The sequence below is a fragment of the Gordonia sp. (in: high G+C Gram-positive bacteria) genome (assembly GCF_047602025.1).
In the GTDB taxonomy this organism is placed as follows: domain Bacteria; phylum Actinomycetota; class Actinomycetes; order Mycobacteriales; family Mycobacteriaceae; genus Gordonia.
Genome location: NZ_JASGII010000001.1, coordinates 605,921 through 624,363, shown reverse-complemented (window position 1 = coordinate 624,363; position 18,443 = coordinate 605,921). Strand labels below are relative to the sequence as shown.

16 protein-coding genes are annotated in these 18,443 nt (G+C 72.2%); 6 read left to right on the top strand and 10 right to left on the bottom strand.

Going from position 1 to position 18,443, the window contains the following annotated elements:
* Positions 1–13 precede the first annotated feature (13 nt).
* Positions 14–955 carry an AEC family transporter gene (locus tag QM728_RS03125; RefSeq protein WP_415030592.1) on the top strand — a complete coding sequence of 314 codons (942 nt, stop codon included), beginning with the start codon at positions 14–16 and terminating at the stop codon, positions 953–955.
* Between the two features lie 22 nt (positions 956–977).
* On the opposite strand, the gene QM728_RS03120 is transcribed toward QM728_RS03125, so the two are convergent.
* The 8 genes from QM728_RS03120 to QM728_RS03085 form a co-directional block, all read right to left on the bottom strand.
* Complete coding sequence (locus QM728_RS03120; protein WP_415030591.1) at positions 978–2,951, bottom strand: vWA domain-containing protein; 1,974 nt, start codon at positions 2,949–2,951, stop codon at positions 978–980.
* A 4-nt stretch (positions 2,952–2,955) separates the two neighbouring features.
* Positions 2,956–4,371 (bottom strand): sigma 54-interacting transcriptional regulator, encoded by a 1,416-nt coding sequence (locus tag QM728_RS03115; protein ID WP_415030590.1) that lies wholly within the window; start codon positions 4,369–4,371, stop codon positions 2,956–2,958.
* Positions 4,372–4,400: 29 nt separating this feature from the next.
* Positions 4,401–5,960, bottom strand: coding sequence for a bifunctional phosphoribosylaminoimidazolecarboxamide formyltransferase/IMP cyclohydrolase (gene purH, locus QM728_RS03110; protein WP_415030589.1), 1,560 nt, complete (start codon positions 5,958–5,960; stop codon positions 4,401–4,403).
* A complete protein-coding gene (purN, locus tag QM728_RS03105) occupies positions 5,957–6,559 on the bottom strand; it encodes a phosphoribosylglycinamide formyltransferase (protein ID WP_415030588.1) in 603 nt (200 codons plus the stop codon). Before purN ends, purH begins: the two co-directional genes overlap by 4 nt.
* Positions 6,560–6,596: 37 nt before the next feature.
* Positions 6,597–8,003 (bottom strand): DUF6350 family protein, encoded by a 1,407-nt coding sequence (locus QM728_RS03100; RefSeq protein ID WP_415030587.1) that lies wholly within the window; start codon positions 8,001–8,003, stop codon positions 6,597–6,599.
* Between the two features lie 136 nt (positions 8,004–8,139).
* Positions 8,140–8,934 carry a DUF5336 domain-containing protein gene (locus QM728_RS03095; RefSeq protein ID WP_415030586.1) on the bottom strand — a complete coding sequence of 265 codons (795 nt, stop codon included), beginning with the start codon at positions 8,932–8,934 and terminating at the stop codon, positions 8,140–8,142.
* 103 nt (positions 8,935–9,037) lie between these two features.
* A complete protein-coding gene (locus QM728_RS03090; protein ID WP_415030585.1) occupies positions 9,038–9,898 on the bottom strand; it encodes an HpcH/HpaI aldolase/citrate lyase family protein in 861 nt (286 codons plus the stop codon).
* 47 nt (positions 9,899–9,945) lie between these two features.
* Positions 9,946–10,578, bottom strand: coding sequence for a TetR/AcrR family transcriptional regulator (locus tag QM728_RS03085; protein WP_415030584.1), 633 nt, complete (start codon positions 10,576–10,578; stop codon positions 9,946–9,948).
* A 181-nt stretch (positions 10,579–10,759) separates the two neighbouring features.
* Here QM728_RS03085 and QM728_RS03080 point away from each other — a divergent pair, with 181 nt between their 5' ends.
* Genes QM728_RS03080 through atzF form a run of 5 tightly spaced genes read left to right on the top strand, consistent with a single transcriptional unit; the run spans position 10,760 to position 17,554 of the window.
* On the top strand, positions 10,760–12,283 hold the full coding sequence (locus tag QM728_RS03080) for an amino acid permease (protein ID WP_415030583.1): 1,524 nt from the start codon (positions 10,760–10,762) through the stop codon (positions 12,281–12,283).
* Between the two features lie 33 nt (positions 12,284–12,316).
* On the top strand, positions 12,317–13,144 hold the full coding sequence (locus tag QM728_RS03075) for an urea amidolyase associated protein UAAP1 (RefSeq protein ID WP_415030582.1): 828 nt from the start codon (positions 12,317–12,319) through the stop codon (positions 13,142–13,144).
* A gap of 50 nt (positions 13,145–13,194) precedes the next feature.
* Complete coding sequence (locus tag QM728_RS03070) at positions 13,195–13,887, top strand: urea amidolyase associated protein UAAP2 (RefSeq protein ID WP_415030581.1); 693 nt, start codon at positions 13,195–13,197, stop codon at positions 13,885–13,887.
* Positions 13,884–15,881, top strand: a complete 1,998-nt coding sequence (locus tag QM728_RS03065; protein ID WP_415030580.1) for a 5-oxoprolinase/urea amidolyase family protein — start codon at positions 13,884–13,886, stop codon at positions 15,879–15,881. The genes QM728_RS03070 and QM728_RS03065 overlap by 4 nt, the downstream gene beginning before the upstream one ends.
* A complete protein-coding gene (gene atzF / locus QM728_RS03060; RefSeq protein WP_415030579.1) occupies positions 15,878–17,554 on the top strand; it encodes an allophanate hydrolase in 1,677 nt (558 codons plus the stop codon). The genes QM728_RS03065 and atzF overlap by 4 nt, the downstream gene beginning before the upstream one ends.
* On the opposite strand, the gene QM728_RS03055 is transcribed toward atzF, so the two are convergent.
* Positions 17,551–17,994, bottom strand: coding sequence for an RDD family protein (locus QM728_RS03055; protein WP_415030578.1), 444 nt, complete (start codon positions 17,992–17,994; stop codon positions 17,551–17,553). The genes atzF and QM728_RS03055 overlap by 4 nt on opposite strands.
* Positions 17,991–18,440, bottom strand: a complete 450-nt coding sequence (locus tag QM728_RS03050) for a hypothetical protein (protein WP_415030577.1) — start codon at positions 18,438–18,440, stop codon at positions 17,991–17,993. The genes QM728_RS03055 and QM728_RS03050 overlap by 4 nt, the downstream gene beginning before the upstream one ends.
* Positions 18,441–18,443 lie beyond the last annotated feature (3 nt).

The window sequence follows — 18,443 nt, the reverse complement described above, 5'->3', positions numbered from 1 at the left end:
TAGGCTTCCTGCGGTGTCCGGCGTCATCTCGGGATTCACCGTCATCTTCCTCGTGGTCGGGGCGGGCTTCGTCCTCGGCCGCGCCGGAACCCTCGGTCCGACGGCCACCGACGTGCTGTCCCGGCTCGTATTCTTCGTGTGCACCCCGGCGCTGCTCTTCCACTCGCTGGTCACCGCCAACCTGCGCGACGTCTTCTCGTCGACGCTGGTCGTCGCCGGCGGCACCGCGTTGACGATCGGCCTGGTGTACGCGCTCATCGCGCGCCTCTGGCTGCGCCGCCCCACCGCCGACCTCGTGATCGGGGCGCTGTCCTCGTCGTACGTCAACAGCGTCAACCTCGGCGTGCCGATCGCGATCTACGTCCTCGACGACCGCTCGTTCATCGCGCCGCTGCTGCTGTTCCAGATCCTGCTGTACTCCCCGATCGCCCTGGTCGCCCTCGACCTGACCACGCTGCCGCGCGGCGACGGCCGGGTCTGGCGCGATGCGATCGTCACCCCGCTGTCCAACCCGATCCTGATCGGCGGGGTCGCCGGCCTGATCGTGTCCGGCTTCGGCTGGCACCCGCCGCAGGCGGTGCTCGACCCGTTCCGAATGTTGGGCGAGGCGTCGGTCCCCCTCGCGCTGCTCGTCTTCGGGCTCTCCCTCGCGGCGCGGGCGGCCAGCTCCGGCGACGGGCAGGACCGCCAGTCGCGCCGCGAGGTGGCGCTGGCCGCGGTGCTGAAGATGGCCGCCATGCCGCTGCTCGCCTATGCGATCGCCCGGTGGGGCTTCGGCATGTCCGGACACCACCTGTTCGCCCAGGTCGTCATCGCGGCGCTGCCCACCGCCCAGAACGTGCTGGTCTACGCGATCCGCTACGGCCGCGGACAGCCGCTCGCCCGCGATTCGGCCCTGGTCACGACGTTGCTGTCGATCCCGGTGATCGCGCTCATCGCCGTGTTGCTCGGCTGACCCGGCAAACGACGGCTCGGGTTCAGCCGCGCCGCCCGCGCAGGTAGTCCCCGACGACCGCGGCGCCCAGACCGTCGACGTCGGGCGCGACGACCCGGCCACCGATCCGCCGGGCGACGTTGTCGATGAACATCGCCAACCCGGGATCCTCGCCGAGCCGGAAGATGGTGACCTGCGCGCCCATCCGCGCGACGTGGTCGAGCTCGGCGACCGTCAACCCGATGGTCTCCGGGTGCGGCGGGTAGAAGAAGAACGGGTGGCCCGACGGATCCAGGTGCGCGGTCGGCTCGCCGTCGGTGACGATCAGCACCACCGGCGTCGCATTCGGGTGGCGGCGCAGGTGCCGCTGCGCCAAGAGCAGCGCGTGGTGCAGGTTGGTGCCCTGCTCCATCCGCGGCGACAGCCCGGCCAGCTCGCCGACGTCGATGGTGCGCGCCTCCCGCCCGAACGCGATGATCTCCAGTTCGTCGGTGCGGAAGCGGGTGGAGATCAGGTGGTTGAGCGCGATCGCGGTCCGCTTCATCGGCGTCCACCGGCCCTCCATCTCCATCGAGAAGGAGGTGTCGACCAGCAGGACGACCGCGGCCTGGCTGCGCGCCTCGGTCTCGGTGATCTCCACGTCGGAGATGTCCAGCCGCACCGGGCGGCCCGCCCGGAACTCCCCGGCGCTCGCCTCCCGCATGACGGCGTTGGTGATGGTGCGCGAGACATCCCACGGCTCGGTGTCGCCAAAGGCCCACTCCCGAGTCGCCCCGGTCGGCTCCCCGAGGCGGCCGCTCTGCCGTGTCGCCCGCTCCCCGCGCCCGGTGAGGCGGTCGGCGATGTCGGCGAGCACCGACTGGCCGAGCTGCCGCATCGCCTTCGGGCTCAACCGCAGCTCGCCGTCGACGCCGCGCTCGAAGAAGCCCTGGTCGCGCAACGCCTGTTCGAGCCGCTGCAGCGTCCGCGCGTCGACGGCGGCCTGCGGGCCGAGCTGGCGGGCCAACGCCTCGAGGTCGATGTCGGCGAGGTCGGCGCCGGCGTACTGCTGACTCATCGCCTCACCCAGCTGGTCCAGCTCGGCCAGGTCGGCCATCGCGGCCGCCGCCTCGCCGAAGCCCATCGGCTGATCGCCGGAGAAGCCCTGCGAGCCGTCCCAGTCCAGGTCGGGCCGGGCCATTTGGAGCTGGGCGTCGACGCCGGCCAGCGCGGCCATCAGCTCGGGCGAACCGAAGGCCTGCTGGGAGAGCTGGTCGAGTTCGGCGCGCTGCTCGGGCGAGAGCGAGTTGTAGAACTGCTGGGCGGCGGCGCTGCGCTTGGCCAGCGACTCCACCAGTTCGGCGGTATCAGCCGGGTTCTCCGGGAAGAACTGGCCGTGCTTGGCCATGAACTCGTCGAAGGCCTCGGTCGTGTCCTCGCCGCGGTTGTGCTTGGCCAGCAGGTCGTTCAGGTCGGCGAGCATGTCGGTGATCGCCTGGCGGTCGGACTCGTCGGCGCCCTCCAGCGCCTCCTTCATCCCGGCGAAGCGCTGTTCGAGGAGCTCGCGGCCGAGGAGGTCCCGGATCTTCTCGTAGTCCGCGCGCGCCGACGGGCTGCGCCAGTCGTATTCGGCGAGCTCGTTCACCGCGGCCGCCGTCGACGGGGGCAGGTTGCCGATCTGCATCTCGGCGAACCGGGCGTCGTCGTCGAGGTCGCGGGCGAGCTGTTTGCGCTCCTCCAGCACGGCCCGGTCGAGGAGCTCGCGGATCTCGGCGAAGGTGCCGTCCAGGTTCCGCTTCTTGAGCAACTCGTTGCGGCGGCGGCTGATCTGCTCGCGCAGCTCGTCGAGGCCGCGCATCCCGTCGGTGCCGCGGCGCAGCAGCTCGCGCAGCGCCCGCTGCGGGGAGGTGCCGGCCATGACGTCGGCGCCGATCTCGTCGAGCGCCTCGCGCAGGTCCAGCGGCGGTGCGAGCGGATCGGGACCGCCCCGGTACTTCTCGTACCGGGACCGGTGGAACCTGCTGCTGCGCTCGACCATGGGGCTACCCGTAGACGGTCTGACCGTCGTCGTCGGCCTCCTTGCCGATTTTGCGGGCCAGGAAGAGGCCTTCCAGGGCCAGCTCGACGGCGGCGGCCTTCTCCCCGTCGCTGCCGGCATCGAATCGCTTCGCGATGGCCTCGACGGTCTTGCCGACCGGTTCGTCGGCGGGCAGCGAGCCGAGCAGATCGGCCGCGGAAACGCGGTCGCCGGTGACGACGGGGTGCCCGTCCTCCAGCGCTGCGACGATCGGCGCGAGGTCGATGCCGCCGAGGTGCTGGCGGACGGTGTCGGCGACCGACTTGCGCAGCAGGTGGTTCAGGATCTCCAGCTCGCGCCCCTCCTCGCCCGACTCGAATTCGATCTTGCCGCGCAGCACCTCGATGACCGACTCGAGGTCGACGACGCGGGCGACCGGCGCCTCCTCCCCCAGGACCGCGCTGCGGTGCAGGGCCGCGGCGGCCACCGTCTCGGCGCCGGCGATGGCGAAGCGCGCCGAGACGCCCGAGCGCTGGTCGATGGCGGGGTTCTCACGGGTGTAGCGGGTGAAGCGCGCGAGGATCTCCAGCAGGTAGTCGGGCACGGTGGCCAGCAGATCGGCCTCCTGCTCGATGACGCCGACCTCGTCGGCCAGCTCCAGCGGGTAGTGGGTGCGGATCTCGGCGCCGAAGCGGTCCTTGAGCGGGGTGATGATCCGCCCGCGGTTGGTGTAGTCCTCCGGGTTGGCGCTGGCCAGCACGAGCACGTCCAGCGGCAGTCGCAGCGAGTAGCCGCGCACCTGGATGTCGCGCTCCTCCATCACGTTGAGCATGGCGACCTGGATGCGCTCGGCGAGGTCGGGCAGCTCGTTGATCGCCACGATGCCGCGGTGGGCGCGCGGGATGAGGCCGAAGTGGATGGTCTCCGGATCGCCGAGGCTGCGGCCCTCGGCGACCTTCATCGGGTCGATGTCGCCGACGAGGTCGGCCACGGACGTGTCCGGCGTAGCCAGCTTCTCGCTGTAGCGCTCACTGCGGTGGCGCCATTCGATCGGCAGGTCGTCGCCGAGTTCTGCGGCACGGCGCTGCGACGCCGGGGTGATCGGCTCGTACGGGTGCTCGCCCAGCTCGGACCCGGCGATGACCGGCGTCCACTCGTCGAGCAGTCCGGCGATGGTCCGCAGGATGCGGGTCTTGCCCTGGCCGCGCTCGCCAAGCAGCACGATGTCGTGCCCGGCGAGCAGCGACCGTTCGAGCTGCGGGATGACCGTCGACTCCAGGCCGACGATCCCCGGCCAGGCGTCGTCACCGGCCCGCAGCGCGGTCAGGAGGTTGTTGCGGATCTCATCGCGGATGGTGCGCTGGACGTGGTCGGTCTTGCGCAGCTCCCCGACGGTCGTCGCGGTCGGCTTCTTCGCGGGTTTCGCAGTCTTGGATGCCACGGTTCCACGCTACCCGCGAGCCAAGGTGCTCAGTGGGCGAAGTGGCGCGCCCCGGTCAGGTAGAGGCTCACGCCGGCCTTCTCGGCCGCGGCGATGACCTCTTCGTCGCGGATCGATCCGCCCGGCTGCACGACGGCCCGGACACCGGCGTCGAGCAGGACCTCGAGGCCGTCGGCGAAGGGGAAGAACGCGTCCGACGCCCCGACCGAACCGGCCGCCCGCGCCCCGGCGCGCTGCACGGCGAGGTGCGCCGAGTCGACGCGGTTGACCTGGCCCATGCCGACGCCGACGGAGGCGCCGTCGGTGGCGAGCAGGATCGCGTTGCTCTTGACCGCGCGGCAGGCCCGCCAGGCGAACTCCAGGTCGGCCAGCGTGCGCGCGTCGGCCTCGGGGCCGGCGACGAGCCGCCAGTTCTTCGGGTCGTCGCCCTCCGCATCGAGGACGTCGCGCCGCTGCATCAGCATGCCGCCCGACACCGGGCGGATTTCGGCGCCCGCCTGGCTCGGCGGCTCGGCGACGAGGATCCGCAGGTTCTTCTTCGCGGCCAGCACGTCGACGGCGCCGTCGGCGTACGACGGCGCGATGATGACCTCGGTGAAGATCCCCGCCACCGTCTCGGCCATCTCGACGCTGACCTCGCGGTTGGCGGCGATCACCCCGCCGTAGGCACTGACCGGGTCGCACTCGTGCGCCTTGCGGTGCGCCTGCGCGATGTCGTCGCCGACGGCGATGCCGCACGGGTTGGCGTGCTTGATGATGGCCACGGCCGGGGCGGTGAAGTCGTGCGCGGCGCGCCACGCGGCGTCCCCGTCGGTGTAGTTGTTGAACGACATCTCCTTGCCGTGCAGCTGCTGGGCCTGCGCGAGGCCGGGCGCACCGGAGTTGTTCACATACAGCGCGGCCGGCTGGTGCGGGTTCTCCCCGTAGCGCAGCACCGCCGAGCGGTTCCACGTCGCACCGGCCCACACCGGGAAGTCCGACTCCTCGTCGGGGGCCACCACGCTGCTCATCCAGGACGCGACGGCGACGTCGTAGTCGGCGGTGTGCCGGAAGGCCTTGGCGGCCAGCGCCTGGCGCTGCGGCAGGGTGAACCCGCCACCGGCGGCGGCCGCGGTGACGTCGGCGTAGTCGGCCGGGTCGACGACGACGGCCACCGACGGGTGGTTCTTGGCGGCGGCGCGCACCATCGACGGTCCGCCGATGTCGATCTGCTCGATGCACTCGTCCGGCGCGGCGCCGGAGGCGACGGTATGGGTGAACGGGTACAGGTTCACCACGACGAGCTCGAAGGGCGCGACGCCCAGGTCGTCGAGCTGGGCGAGATGGTCCTTCTTCCGGGTGTCGGCGAGGATCCCGGCGTGCACCCGCGGGTGCAGGGTCTTGACCCGGCCCTCGAGGCACTCGGGGAAGTCGGTCAGCGTCGACACTTCGACGACGGGCACGCCCGCCGCGGCGATGGTCTTGGCCGTGGACCCGGTGGAGACGATCTCGACGCCGGCGCCGTGCAGCGCGGTGGCGAGCTCGGCCAGACCCGTCTTGTCGTACACGCTGACCAGGGCGCGGCGGATGGGGCGTTTCTGTTCGCTCACGGGATGCGGGCCTTTCGTCCGTCGACGACCACCCCGCGGGTGGTCAGGGCTGTGACGACGTCGGCGAGCAGCACTCGCTCGACCTCTTTGATGCGCTCGTGCAGCGCGGCTTCGGTGTCGTCGTCCTCGACGGCGACGGCCTGTTGGGCCAGGATCGGCCCGGTGTCCACCCCGTCGTCGACGAGGTGCACGGTGGTCCCGGTGATCTTCACGCCGTGCGCCAGGGCGTCGGCGACGCCGTGGGCACCGGGGAACGCGGGCAGCAGCGCCGGGTGCGAGTTCACGATCCGGCCGGCGAAGCGGCCGACGAACGCGGGACCGAGGATCTTCATGAATCCGGCGGTCACCACCCACTGCGGCCCGGCGGCGGCGGTCTGCTCGGTCAGGGCGAGGTCCCACGCGCCACGGTCGGCGAAATCGGCGACCGAACAGGTGAAGACGTCGACCCCGCGGTCGGCGGCCACCCGCACGGCGGGGCAGTCGCGGTCGACGCCGACCGCGGCGACGTGAAAGGGGGAATCGGGGAGCGCCGCGGCATCGAGGAGGGCGGCGAGCAGGGAGCCGGCGCCGGAGGCGAGGACGACGACGGGCGCGCTCACGCGCTGCTCCCGGATCGTTGGCCCACGAACAGGAATCTTAGTCGGGCGCGATGTCGTCGAAGAACATCAGGTCCTCGACGTCGTCGACGACCGGCGTGTCGCCGTCGGGCCGGTAGAACGCCGGGGTCGGCACCTCGGGCTCGACATCCTCGACGACCGCCAGCACGACCGTCGGATCATCGTCGAATCCGTCCTCGTGGCCGACGACCGCGGAACTGGCCAGCGCGGCGGCCGCGGCACTGCGCTGCGCCTTGGTCTCCTCCCGCGAGCCGTGCAGCAGGGCGATGACCGCCCCGACGACCAGGACCCAACCGAAGGTGAAGAGCGCGACGGTCGGCGCCTGGCCGCCCGCACGGCCGAGCTCGCCGACGGTTCCCGCCGCCGCCAGCGTCGCAACGAACATGACGACGGCGGCCACCGCCGCGATGATCGCGACGCGGCGCAGGTTGCGCAGCGGGTCGTAGTGCCGGGCCCGCAGCCCGGCCCAGATCGCGACGGCGAGCGGGACGACGAGGACGACGGCCCAGAGGTAGCGGATCGGCGGCGGTCCCGGGGCGATCGCCGTGATCGGCAGCGCGGGCACCGAGCCGGTGTGCGGGTTGAACACGTCGATCATCGCCCCGCCCAGCGGGACCGGGACGCCCAACAGCGCGCCGGCGACGTCGACGACCAGGTTGGGCAGGTACAGCAACGAGACGAGGGTGAGCCCGAGGTAGCCGTCGAATCGGTTGCCGCCGGCCATCGCCCTGGTCACCGCGGGCCAGTTGGCGGCCAGCAGCACGCAGACGACGACCCCGCCGGCGCCGATCAGCATCAGCGCCGCCAGGACGCCGGTGCGCACGCCGGCGACGGCGTCGTCGAACCGCTCGCCGGTCAGGCCGGCCTGCGCGCACCAGTCACGCCAATCGCGGCGGGCGATGCCGGCGATCGTGCCCAGGCCGTAGATCAACACGGTCGCGCCGAAGGCCCACAGGGCGTTCGGCGGGTTGACCGGCACCACCGAACTGCCGTCAAGGACGAGGGCGTAGGCCAGTGCGGTGATCAGGAGGGGTCCGCCGACGGCGGCGCCGACGAGGGCGCCGAGGTCGGCCGGGGTGGTGCGCAGGCGGGCCGACGGCCCGGTGTAGCGGAAGACGGCGACCAGCAGGGCGATTGTCGGCACGAGGGGGAGCGCGGAGATCTTGACGCCGCCGATGCTCAGCGGCACCTGGTGCAGGCAGAGCCACGCCGAGCCCAGCACGGTGCCGAAGGCGCCGAATCCGCTGCCCGACAGCCCCAGGGTGATGGCCGCGATCACCGCGAGCAGCAGCAGCGTCGCCAGCGGTACCGCGAAGGCCACGATCACCAGTTCGCGCGCCGTGCCGGCGGTGGCCTGGGCGCGGTCGCGCTGAACCTGCCGCGCATGTCGCAGACGCGCGGCGAGCGATACGTTCCGTGCTGCCATGTCGCCGTCCAGCGTCGCAGCCGGACCGATCGGTCGCGATCAGGCGCGCCGGGGACCGGCCGATTCACAGGGAAAAGCAAGCGGCGCCCCGACCGCGATGGGTCGGAGCGCCGCGCTCGGCGTTATGCGCCGTTGGTTACTTCTGCCCCTTGGTGGGGTCGATCGCGTTCTCCGCGGCCTGCGCCGTGTTGTCGACGGCCTCGGTGACGGCGTCGGCAGCGTGACCGGCGGCCTGGCCGACGGCGTGCTGGGCCTGGGCACCGGCGGCCTGGGCGGCGGCCGGGTAGCCGTAGGCGGCGGTTGGCGCGGCCTGGGCGGCGGCAGCAGCGGCAGCGGCGGCCTCAGCGGCTTCGGCGGCGGCCTTCTCGGCCTCCGGCGAACCGGGCTCTGGGGCGACCTTGACCTTGCCCAGCGTGACGAGCAGCCACAGGATGGTGACCGCGAGGACGACCAGGGCGAAGAACAGGCTCACCCACGACATCGCACCGGGGCCGTAGTCCTCACCGGCGTAGCGGATCAGGTAGATGATGCCGGGCAGGAAGGCGACGGAGGCGAAGACCACGGCGAGGGTCGCGAGGATCTTGTCCTTGGCCAAGCCGGCGAGCGCGCCGACCAGACCGATCACGATCAGGGCCACCGCCTCGTCGCGCAGGAAGGTCCGGGCCGCGAAGGAGAGCAGGAACAGGAGCCCGCCGACACCGGCGGTCGCGAAGGCGAGGATCTGGGCGATGTTCGCCGGCAGGCCCTGGCTCGGCGGCTTCGGCGCGGCGTACTGCTGCTGGCCGTAGTACCCCTGCTGGCCGTACGGCTGCTGGCCGTAGGCGGGCTGCTGGCCGTAACCCTGCTGCGGCTGGCCATAGGCGGGCTGCTGGCCGTAGGGCTGCTGCGGGTTGGGCTGCTGGCCGTAACCGGCCTGTCCTGGGTAGCTCATCGGAAGTTGACTCCTTGTTCGAGATCGTGGCAACGCCACCACGCTAGTACATCGACGGCCCTTGCCGTCGGTTCAAGATTCGACAGGGTCGATTCCCCCGCGGTCAATCCTGCGCCGGATCGACACCCGCCCGGGTGAGGACGGCGCGCGCCTGACTCAGCACCGGGCCGTCGACCATGCGGCCGTCGTAGGAGAACACGCCCGCGTGCTCCTCGGCCGCTGCGAGGACGCCGCCGGCCCACTCGACCTGCTCCGCCGACGGCCGGTAGCCGTCCCGGATGGTCTGGACCTGCGACGGGTGGATGCAGGCGGTGGCCTGGTAGCCGAGGGCGACCGCGTCGCGGACCTCGTCGCGCAATCCGTCGACGTCGGCGATGTCGAGGTGGACCGCGTCGACGGCGAACAGGTCGTGGGCGGCGGCGGCCAGGCGGACCGCGGCCCGGACGTGGCGCGCGACGTCGCGGTAGGTGCCCGGCCGCGGCTCGTCGGGCCCGAAGCGCGAGGACGTGCCGCCGAGCCCGGCGACGAGGTCTTCGGCGCCCCACATCATGCCGATGATGTTCGGCGCCGCGGCGATCTCGTTGACGTTGACCGCCCCGGTCGGCGACTCGATGAGGGCGATGGTCTGCATCTCGGTGCGCGCGACCTCCTCGGCGGACTCCGCCTTCGCCACCAGCACCACCCGGTAGAGGGTTTCGGCGATGGCGGCCAGGTCGCGGCGGGCCTCGCCGGTCGACGACGAGTTGATCCGCACGATGGTGCGATCCGGGTCGAGTTGGGTGGCGACGAGCGCCTCGCGGGCGGCGTCGCGGTTGTCCGCGGCGACCGCGTCCTCCAGATCGAGGATCACGACGTCGGCGCGGTCGGCGGCCTTCTGGTAGCGGTCGGGGCGGTCGCCGGGGCAGAACAGCATGGCCGGCCCGGGCGGGCACCACCGGGAATCGGGGGCGATCGGATTGGGCATAGGGCGACGGTACTTGATGCGGCGGCCGGATTGTCCCGGCGGCACGGCTACCCCAGCAGAATCCGGATCGCGCCGACGATCGTGTCGACCAACCCGACGGCGGTGTGCCCGCCGAGCTGTCCGCGGTCCTCGTCGCCGCGCATCATGATCACCGACTCGACGAGGCGGAACGGGAGCAGGACGCGTTTGTCGGCGGGGTCCGCCAGGACGTCGGCGGCGAGTTCGGCATAGGCGCCGGCCAATTGCGCGCGGGCCTGCCGGAAGTCGGCGAAGCGCTCGGCCCCCACCTCGGGGAGCAGATAGAGCGCACCCAGGTTCCACCGCGCGCCCGCCAGTTCGGCGACATCGAACCGCGCGAGGTCCAGCAGGCGGTCGAGGGGCGGGCCATCGGCGGCGAGCAGTTCCCGAGCGCGGTCCAGCGAGCCGGCGACCGTCGTTTCCAGCAGGGTCGCGAGGATGTCGTCCTTCGTCGCGAAGTGGTGGTAGATCGACGCCTGCCGGATGCCCACGGCCTCGGCGATCATGCGCGTCGACGTCGCGGTGAAGCCGCGGCGGGTGAACAGCTCGGCGGCCGCGTCGAGGATCTCCTCGGCGGCCGATTCGGCGTTGCGCCTCGGCTCGACGAGCCGGGGCCGGCCCGGACCGGTCGCGGCGCGCTGCGAACCCGCCCGTGCGCTCATGGCGCCGAGTCTAATGACCGATTCGGCCCCGATCCGGCCGGGTTAACCGAGATGTCGCACCGCGTAGCACGGATGAAACAAAACTGTCACCCGCTAGAAAATAGCGTGCGCTTATCTATCACCAGACAGATAAACCGCTCAACGGCGAGCGTCCCGATCACCACCCCAGTTAGGAACGCTCATGACGACCGCCCCCGCACACTCCGCGACCACCGGTCTCGACGCCGACGACCTGTCCGAATTCGGCTACGACCAACAGCTGCACCGCTCCCTGGGCAAGTTCGCCTCCTTCGCGGCCGGCTTCTCCTTCGTCTCGATCCTGACGACGATCTTCCAGCTGTTCGGCCTAGGCTTCGGCTTCGGCGGCCCGGCCTTCTTCTGGACGTGGCCGATCGTCTACGCCGGCCAATTCCTGGTGGCGCTGTGTTTCGCGGAGATCGCGGCGCACTACCCGATCTCCGGCGCCATCTACCAGTGGTCGCGCCGGATGGGCGGGGAGGTCGTCGGATGGTTCGGCGGCTGGTTCATGATGATCGCCCAGATCGTCACCGCCGCGGCCGCCGCGATCGCGCTGCAGGTCGTGTTGCCGACCATTTGGAGCGGTTTCCAGATCATCGGCACCGACTCGACCCTCACCAGCACCAGCGGTGCGGCCAACGCCGTCCTGCTCGGCTCGATCCTGCTCGTCATCGTCACCGCCATCAACTGCATCGGCGTCACCTGGATGAGCCGGGTCAACAACGTCGGCGTCACCTGTGAACTCGTCGGCGTCGTCGCCGTCGTGCTGGCCCTGTTCACCCACGCCAAGCGCGGACCGGACGTCGTGTTCGACACCGGCCTGCCCGGTCAGCAGCCCGGTTACATCTGGGCGTTCATCGTCTCCGGCCTGATGGCCGCCTACGTGATGGTCGGCTTCGGTTCGGCGGGCGAGCTCGCCGAGGAGACCCGCAACCCGCGGCGCGTCGCCCCGCGCACCATCCGCCTGGCGCTGACCGTGTCCGCGATCGGCGGCGGGCTGATGCTGCTCGGCGCCCTGATGGCCGCCCCCACGCTCGACGACAAGCTCGCCACCGGCGGTCTCCCCTACGTCCTCGACTCGATCCTCGGCGGCTTCTGGGGCAAGGTCCTGCTCTGCGACGTCGCGGTGGCGATCTTCATCTGCACCCTGGCGATCCAGACCGCCTGCTCGCGGCTGATGTTCTCCATGGCCCGCGACGGCCGGCTGCCGTTCTCCAAGACGCTGTCCTACGTCAACAAGCGGACCGGCACGCCGATCGCGCCCGCCATCCTCATCGGCGTCCTGTGCGTCCTGATCCTGGTCGTCAACGTCGGCAACTCGGCGATCTTCGCGACCCTCGCGAGCGTCTGCATCATCCTGATCTACCTCGCCTACCTCGCCGTGACCGTGCCGATGCTCTACCGCCGCTTCCAGGGGTGGCCGCACAAGGTCGGCGTCGACGCCGACGGCAAGAAGCTGTTCTCGCTGGGCCGCTTCGGCATCCTCGTCAACTCCCTCGCCGTGGTCTACGGCGCGCTGATGGTGGTCAACCTCGCCTGGCCGCGCGCCGAGGTCTTCGACCCGGCCGGCGACATGCCGATCCTGCGGTGGGCGGGCCCGATCTGCATCGCCGCCACGGTGCTCGTCGGCATCGCGTGCTTCCCGCGCGGCAAGGTCCACCCCAAGCCCGTCACCGTCGGCGAATGACGCCGACCACCCCCTACTGAAGGAGGCGCTCCCGTGAGCACCACGACCACCGCCGGAGCCCGCGCGCACGCCCGCGCGCAGGCCGGCACGATCACCGACTCGATGCCGGTCGTCCCCGCGTCGGACTGGCCCGATCCGCCCGCCGACGTCGACCCGGCCGACCTGGTCTGGGCCGAGACCGTCCCGGGCGGCCGGTACACCACCAAGACGCTGGCCCGGGGGACCCGGATCCGCCTGCGCGACGTCGCGGGGTCGGCCTGCGCGAACTTGCTGCTGTGGCGGGCGGATGCGCCGTGGGAGCGGCTCAACGTCGCCGACACCGTCAAGGTGCCGTGGCAGGCCTATCTGGGGGCCGGCCACCCGCTGCTGTCCGACCAGGGCCGGGTGCTGGCCACCGTCGTCGCCGACGAGTCCGGCCGCCACGACGCCCTCTGCGGCACGACGTCGCTGCGGCAGAACACGGCGAAGTACGGCGACGGCCATGTGCACTCGGCCAGCCCGGCCGGCCGGGAGCTACTGCTGCTCGCGGCGGCCAAGAACGGCCTGGGAGCGGCCGATGTCGCCCCCTCGCTGTCCTTCTTCCACGGAGTGTCCGTCGCCGACGACGGTTCGCTGGTCGCCACCGGGTCGGCGGGACCGGACAAGGCGGTCGACCTGGTGCTGCACCTGCCGTGCATCGTCGCGATCGCGAACACCGCCCATCCGCTCGACGCCGCCCCCGCGTTCCGGACCGGTCCGCTCGAGGTGCTGGCCTGGCAGGCTCCCGACGACCTCGACGCACTCGTGGCCGGCGACGGCGAGCCGGAGTACCGCCGCGCCGTCGCCAATTCCGAGGACGTCTGGGCCGCCGCCCCGCACTGACCGCTGTCGCCCCCTTCTGATCCACCGCACCCGAAACCGAGGACCCTTCCATGACCGACACGATCACCGATCCCGCGACCGCACCCGCGGCGGCGCTCAAACTGGGCGGCGGCGCCGTCGTCCTCGACGCGCTCGTCGGCGACCGCGGCCCCTGGTCCGGCGTCGTCCGCGCCGGCGACGTGCTGACCATCGTCGACCTGTACGGCAACCAGGCCGTGGACACCCTGTTCTACGGCCTCGACGACCACGGCGCCCCCGATCCCGCGCGGCGGTACTCGGCCCAGGCCACGATCGCCGAGCAGGGCAACCTGTTCCTGACCACCGGCAGCGTGTTGCGCGACCAGGAGTCGGCGCCGCTCGTGACGATCATCGCGGACGAGGTGGGCAACCACGACACCGTCGGCGGCGCCTGCTCGCAGGAGTCGAACACGCTGCGCTACGGCCACCACACCAAGCACCAGCACGCGTGCGTGGAGAACTTCCTCATCGAGGGCGCCCGCCACGGACTGGGCAAGGCCGACCTCGTCGGCAACGTCAACTTCTTCATGAACGTCCCGGTGGACGCCGACGGGTCGCTGGGCATCGTCGACGGCCTCTCCGCGCCGGGCAAGCGGCTCGCGCTGCGCGCCGAGGTCGACACCCTCGTCCTGGTGTCGAACTGCCCGCAGATCAACAACCCGTGCAACGGTTTCGACCCGACCGCGGTCCGGGTCATCATCAGCCGGAAGGAGCGCGCGCGATGACGATCACCGTGCTGCGCGCCGGGCCGCAGACCACCCTGCAGGATTGGCCGGGTCGGACCGGGTACTGGAAGGTCGGGGTGCCGCCGTCGGGACCGATGGACGACCTGTCCTTCCGCCTGGCCAACCTCGCCGTCGGCAACCCCGAGTCGGCCGTCGGCATCGAGGCGACGATGGCCGGTCCGGCCCTGCGCTTCGACGCGCCCGCCGTCGTCGCGGTCACCGGCGCACCGGTGCGCGTCACCGTCGCGGGCCGCCCGGTACCCCAGTGGGTGCCGGTGTCGGTGGCCGCCGGCGAGACCCTCGACATCGGGCCGGTCGGCGCCGTCGGCATGCGCGTCTACCTCGCCGTGGCCGGGGGCATCGAGGCGCAGGAGTACCTGGGCAGTCGCTCGACGTTCACCCTCGGCCGCTTCGGCGGCCACCACGGGCGGCCGCTGGCCGACGGCGACGAACTCACCGTCGGCGCCGAAGCGGCCGGCACGCCGCGGCGCGTCCCGTCCGGCGAGGTGCCCGCCCTCACCAACCACTGGCAGCTCGGCGTGACCATGGGGCCGCACGGCGCCCCCGAGTTCTTCACCCGCGCCGACATCGACGACCTGCTGGGCGCCGACTACGAGGTCCACTTCAACTCCGACCGCACCGGCATCCGGCTGATCGGGCCGCAGCCGCGGTGGGCGCGGCGCGACGGCGGCGACGCGGGCCTGCACCCGTCCAACATCCACGACAACGCGTACTCGGTCGGCGCCCTCGACTTCACCGGGGACACGCCGATCCTGCTCGGCCCCGACGGCCCCAGCCTGGGCGGCTTCGTCTGCCCGGTCACCGTCGTCGCCGCCGAACGGTGGAAGCTCGGTCAGCTGAAGCCGGGCGACACGGTCCGCTTCGTCGCGGTCCGCAGCGAGGAGGCCGCCTCCCCCGCAGACACCGGCGTCGCCCGACGCGCGACGATCGCGGCCGTGCTGTCGGCCGGCGGGGACCGCGACGACGGCGTCCTCGCGCGGTCGTGCACCGCCGACGGCACCACGTCGGTGACCTACCGCCGCAGCGGCGACGACAACATCCTCGTCGAGTACGGCGACATGACGTTGGACCTGGCCCTGCGGGCCCGCGTCCACGCGCTGAGCGAGCGGATCGCAGCCGAGGCGCCGCGCGGCCTGCTCGACCTCACTCCCGGAATCCGGTCGCTGCAGGTGAAGGCCGACCCCGACGTCTGGGCGCAGCGGGACATGCTCGCATGGCTCCTCGAGTGCGAGGACCAACTGCCGGCCGCGGCAGACCTGGTCGTGCCGAGCCGCACCGTCGAACTGCCGCTGTCCTGGGACGACCCGTCGACGCGGGAGGCGATCGAGCGGTACATGCTCGGCGTCCGGTCCGACGCCCCGTGGTGCCCGTGGAACATCGAGTTCATCCGCCGCATGAACGGCCTCGATTCGGTGGACGACGTGTACCGGACCGTCTTCGACGCCAGCTACCTCGTGCTCGGCCTGGGCGATGTCTACCTGGGCGCGCCGGTCGCCGTGCCACTCGATCCGCGCCACCGCCTGGTCACCACCAAGTACAACCCGGCCCGCACGTGGACGCCGGAGAACGCGGTCGGCATCGGCGGCGCCTACCTGTGCATCTACGGCATGGAGGGCCCGGGCGGCTACCAGTTCGTCGGCCGCACCACCCAGGTGTGGAACCACCGGCACCCGCTGCCGGCGCCCGACTTCGACCCCGAGCACCCGTGGCTCCTGCGGTTCTTCGACCAGATCCGCTGGTACCCGGTCAGCGCCGAGGAACTGCTCGACATGCGCGCCGACGTCGCCGCCGGGAAGGGCACCAGCACCCGCATCACCGACGGCACCTTCTCCCTGTCGCAGCACCGGGAGTTCCTCGACGCCAACGCCGCCGACATCGCCGCGACCCGCGCGGCGATGGGCGCCGCGCACGAAGAGGAGCGTCGGCGCTGGTCGGCGGCCGGCGAATTCGCACCGCAGGAGGTCCGCGCGTGACCGTCACCGCGGCCGGCAGTCGCGTCGCCGAGGTGTTCGCGGCGCTCGACCGGCACCCGACGGTGTTCCTCAGCGTGCGCCCCGCCGCCGAGGTAGCCGCCGACTACGAGCGGTCCGTTGCCGCGGGCGGCCCGTTGGCCGGTCGACTGCTGGCGGTCAAGGACAACGTCGACGTCGCCGGCCTGCCGACGACCGCGGCCTGCCCGGGGTACGCCTACACGCCGGATGTCGACGCCCCCGCGGTGGCGGCGCTGCGCGCGGCGGGTGCAGTCGTGCTCGGCAAGACCAACCTCGACCAGTTCGCCACCGGCCTCGTCGGAACGCGCAGCCCCTACGGCGCAGTCCCCGACTCGCGGCGGCCCGGCCGGATCTCGGGCGGTTCCAGCTCGGGTTCCGCGGTTGCCGTCGCCCTCGGGCTCGCCGACCTCGCCATCGGCACCGACACCGCCGGCTCCGGGCGGGTGCCCGCCGGGTTGCAGGGCATCGTCGGGGTGAAGCCGACGGTCGGCGCGATCAGCACCGACGGCGTCGTGCCGGCCTGCGCCGAGTACGACACGGTGACCGTCTTCGCGCGCACCCTCGCCGAGGCCGACGATGCGATGGCGGTCATGGCCGCGGCCGTCGGTCCGGCGGCGTTCCCCGCGACGACGCGCTTCGCCGCGCCGGCGAACCCGGTCTTGGTCGTGCCCGCCGAACTGCCCGAGCTCGACGCGTCCTGGCGCGCCGGGTTCGAGCGCGCCGTCGCGCGGGCACGCGGCGCCGGTATGACGATCCGGCGCATCGACCTGCAGCCCTTCCTCGACGCGGCCAAACTCCTCTACGAGGACGCCCTGGTCGCCCAGCGCCACGACGCCGTCGGCGAGTTCCTGGCGGCCAATGCCGATTCAGCGGCCGCGGGCCTCGATCCAACCGTGGCCGGGATCATCGGCGCCGCCGACCGGTTCAGCGCCGTCGACCTGCTGCGCGCACGGCGACGGTTGGCCGACCTGCGCGCCGAAGCGATGGACCGGTGGGGCGATGCGACGGCCCTGCTCGTGCCGACCGCGCCCGGCCACCCGGCGATCGCCGAGGTCGCTGCGGACCCGGTCGGCGTCAACTCCCGGATGGGCACCTACACCAACTTCTGCAACCTCTTCGACCTGTGCGGCCTGGCGATCCCCGCCGGCACGGTCGACGACCCCGACGGCACCGTCGCCCAGTTCGGCGTGACCCTGCTGGGCAAGGCCCACGAGGACGCCGTGCTGATCGACCTCGCGCGCCGGATGGGCGACGAGCCCGTTGTCGCGCGCGCCTGGCCCGAAGCGGTGGCGCCGACGGTCGAGTTGGCGGTCTTCGGCGCGCACATGCGCGGCGGCCCGCTGGTGCACGAACTGGCCGATCGGGGTGCCCGGTGGAGCGGCGAGATTGTCACGGCACCGGCCTACCGCCTCGTCGCCCTCGACACCGTGCCGCCCAAGCCCGGACTCATTCGCGATCCCGCGGTCGGCCGCGCGATCCGCGGCGAGGTGTGGACCCTGTCCCCCGCCGCGCTCGGCGACTTCCTCGCCGTCCTGCCCGAGCCGATGATGCTGGGCAACGTCGAGCTGACCGACGGATCGTGGGTCACCGGCTTCGGCTGTGCCGCCGACGCGGGGTCCGCGGGTACCGAGGTCGACCGCGACCGCTGGTTCTAGGCCGGTCGGTCGCGGGTGTAGACCACGCGGCTGCGCACGAGCAGGTCCTGCAGCGAACAACGGGCCCGGGAGACCGCGACCCACGCCAACCCGATCGGGAACACCGCGCACAGCAGCGCGCGGGCCAGCGCGACGAGCACGTGCAGCCGGCCGCCCGACCGGTTGACGACGCGCAGCCCCAGCGCGGTGGCGCCGATGGTCCGGCCCGACGTCGCCCAGCAGGCGAACAGGTACACCGCCAGCACCGCGACGTAGCCGGACGTGGTGAACCACCACTGGAGGTCGTCCAACTCGACCCGGCGCAGGCCGACCAGGAACAGCAGGAACGCCAGGCCCCAATAGCCCGCGACGATGATGAGCGCGGCGACGACCAGGTCGATGGCCCCCGCGATCGCACGGCTGACCACGCCGGCCGTGCGCGGCCGCGACGACTGTGTCACGCCGGTCCCCGCCGCAACACGCGGCTGACGAACCGTTCCACGCCGTCGTCGGCGCGCTCGGCGCCGCTGCGGAGGTCGGCGACGACTTCGGTCGTGACCGACGCCGACGCCCCGCGCACGATGGAGTCGAGGTCGGTTCGGGCCAGGAGCGCGTCGACATCGACCCGCTCCAGCAGCGCGTTCAGGTCGACCCGGGCCAGCAGGGCGTTGAGGTCGACGGTGGCGAGAACCTTGTTCAGATCGACCCGGTCGACGAGCGCCTGCACGTCGACGGTGGCCAGCACCTTGTTCAGGTCGACCGCGGAGGTCAGCACCGGCGTCAGATCGGTGCCCGCCAGGTACTCAAGCACGTCGTCGAGGACGGCGTGGACCACCGATTTCGGGACCGAAACCGCGGCGGTCACCGCCGAGGTGGCGGCGGTGCGGGTCGCACCCAGCAGGCTCATCGG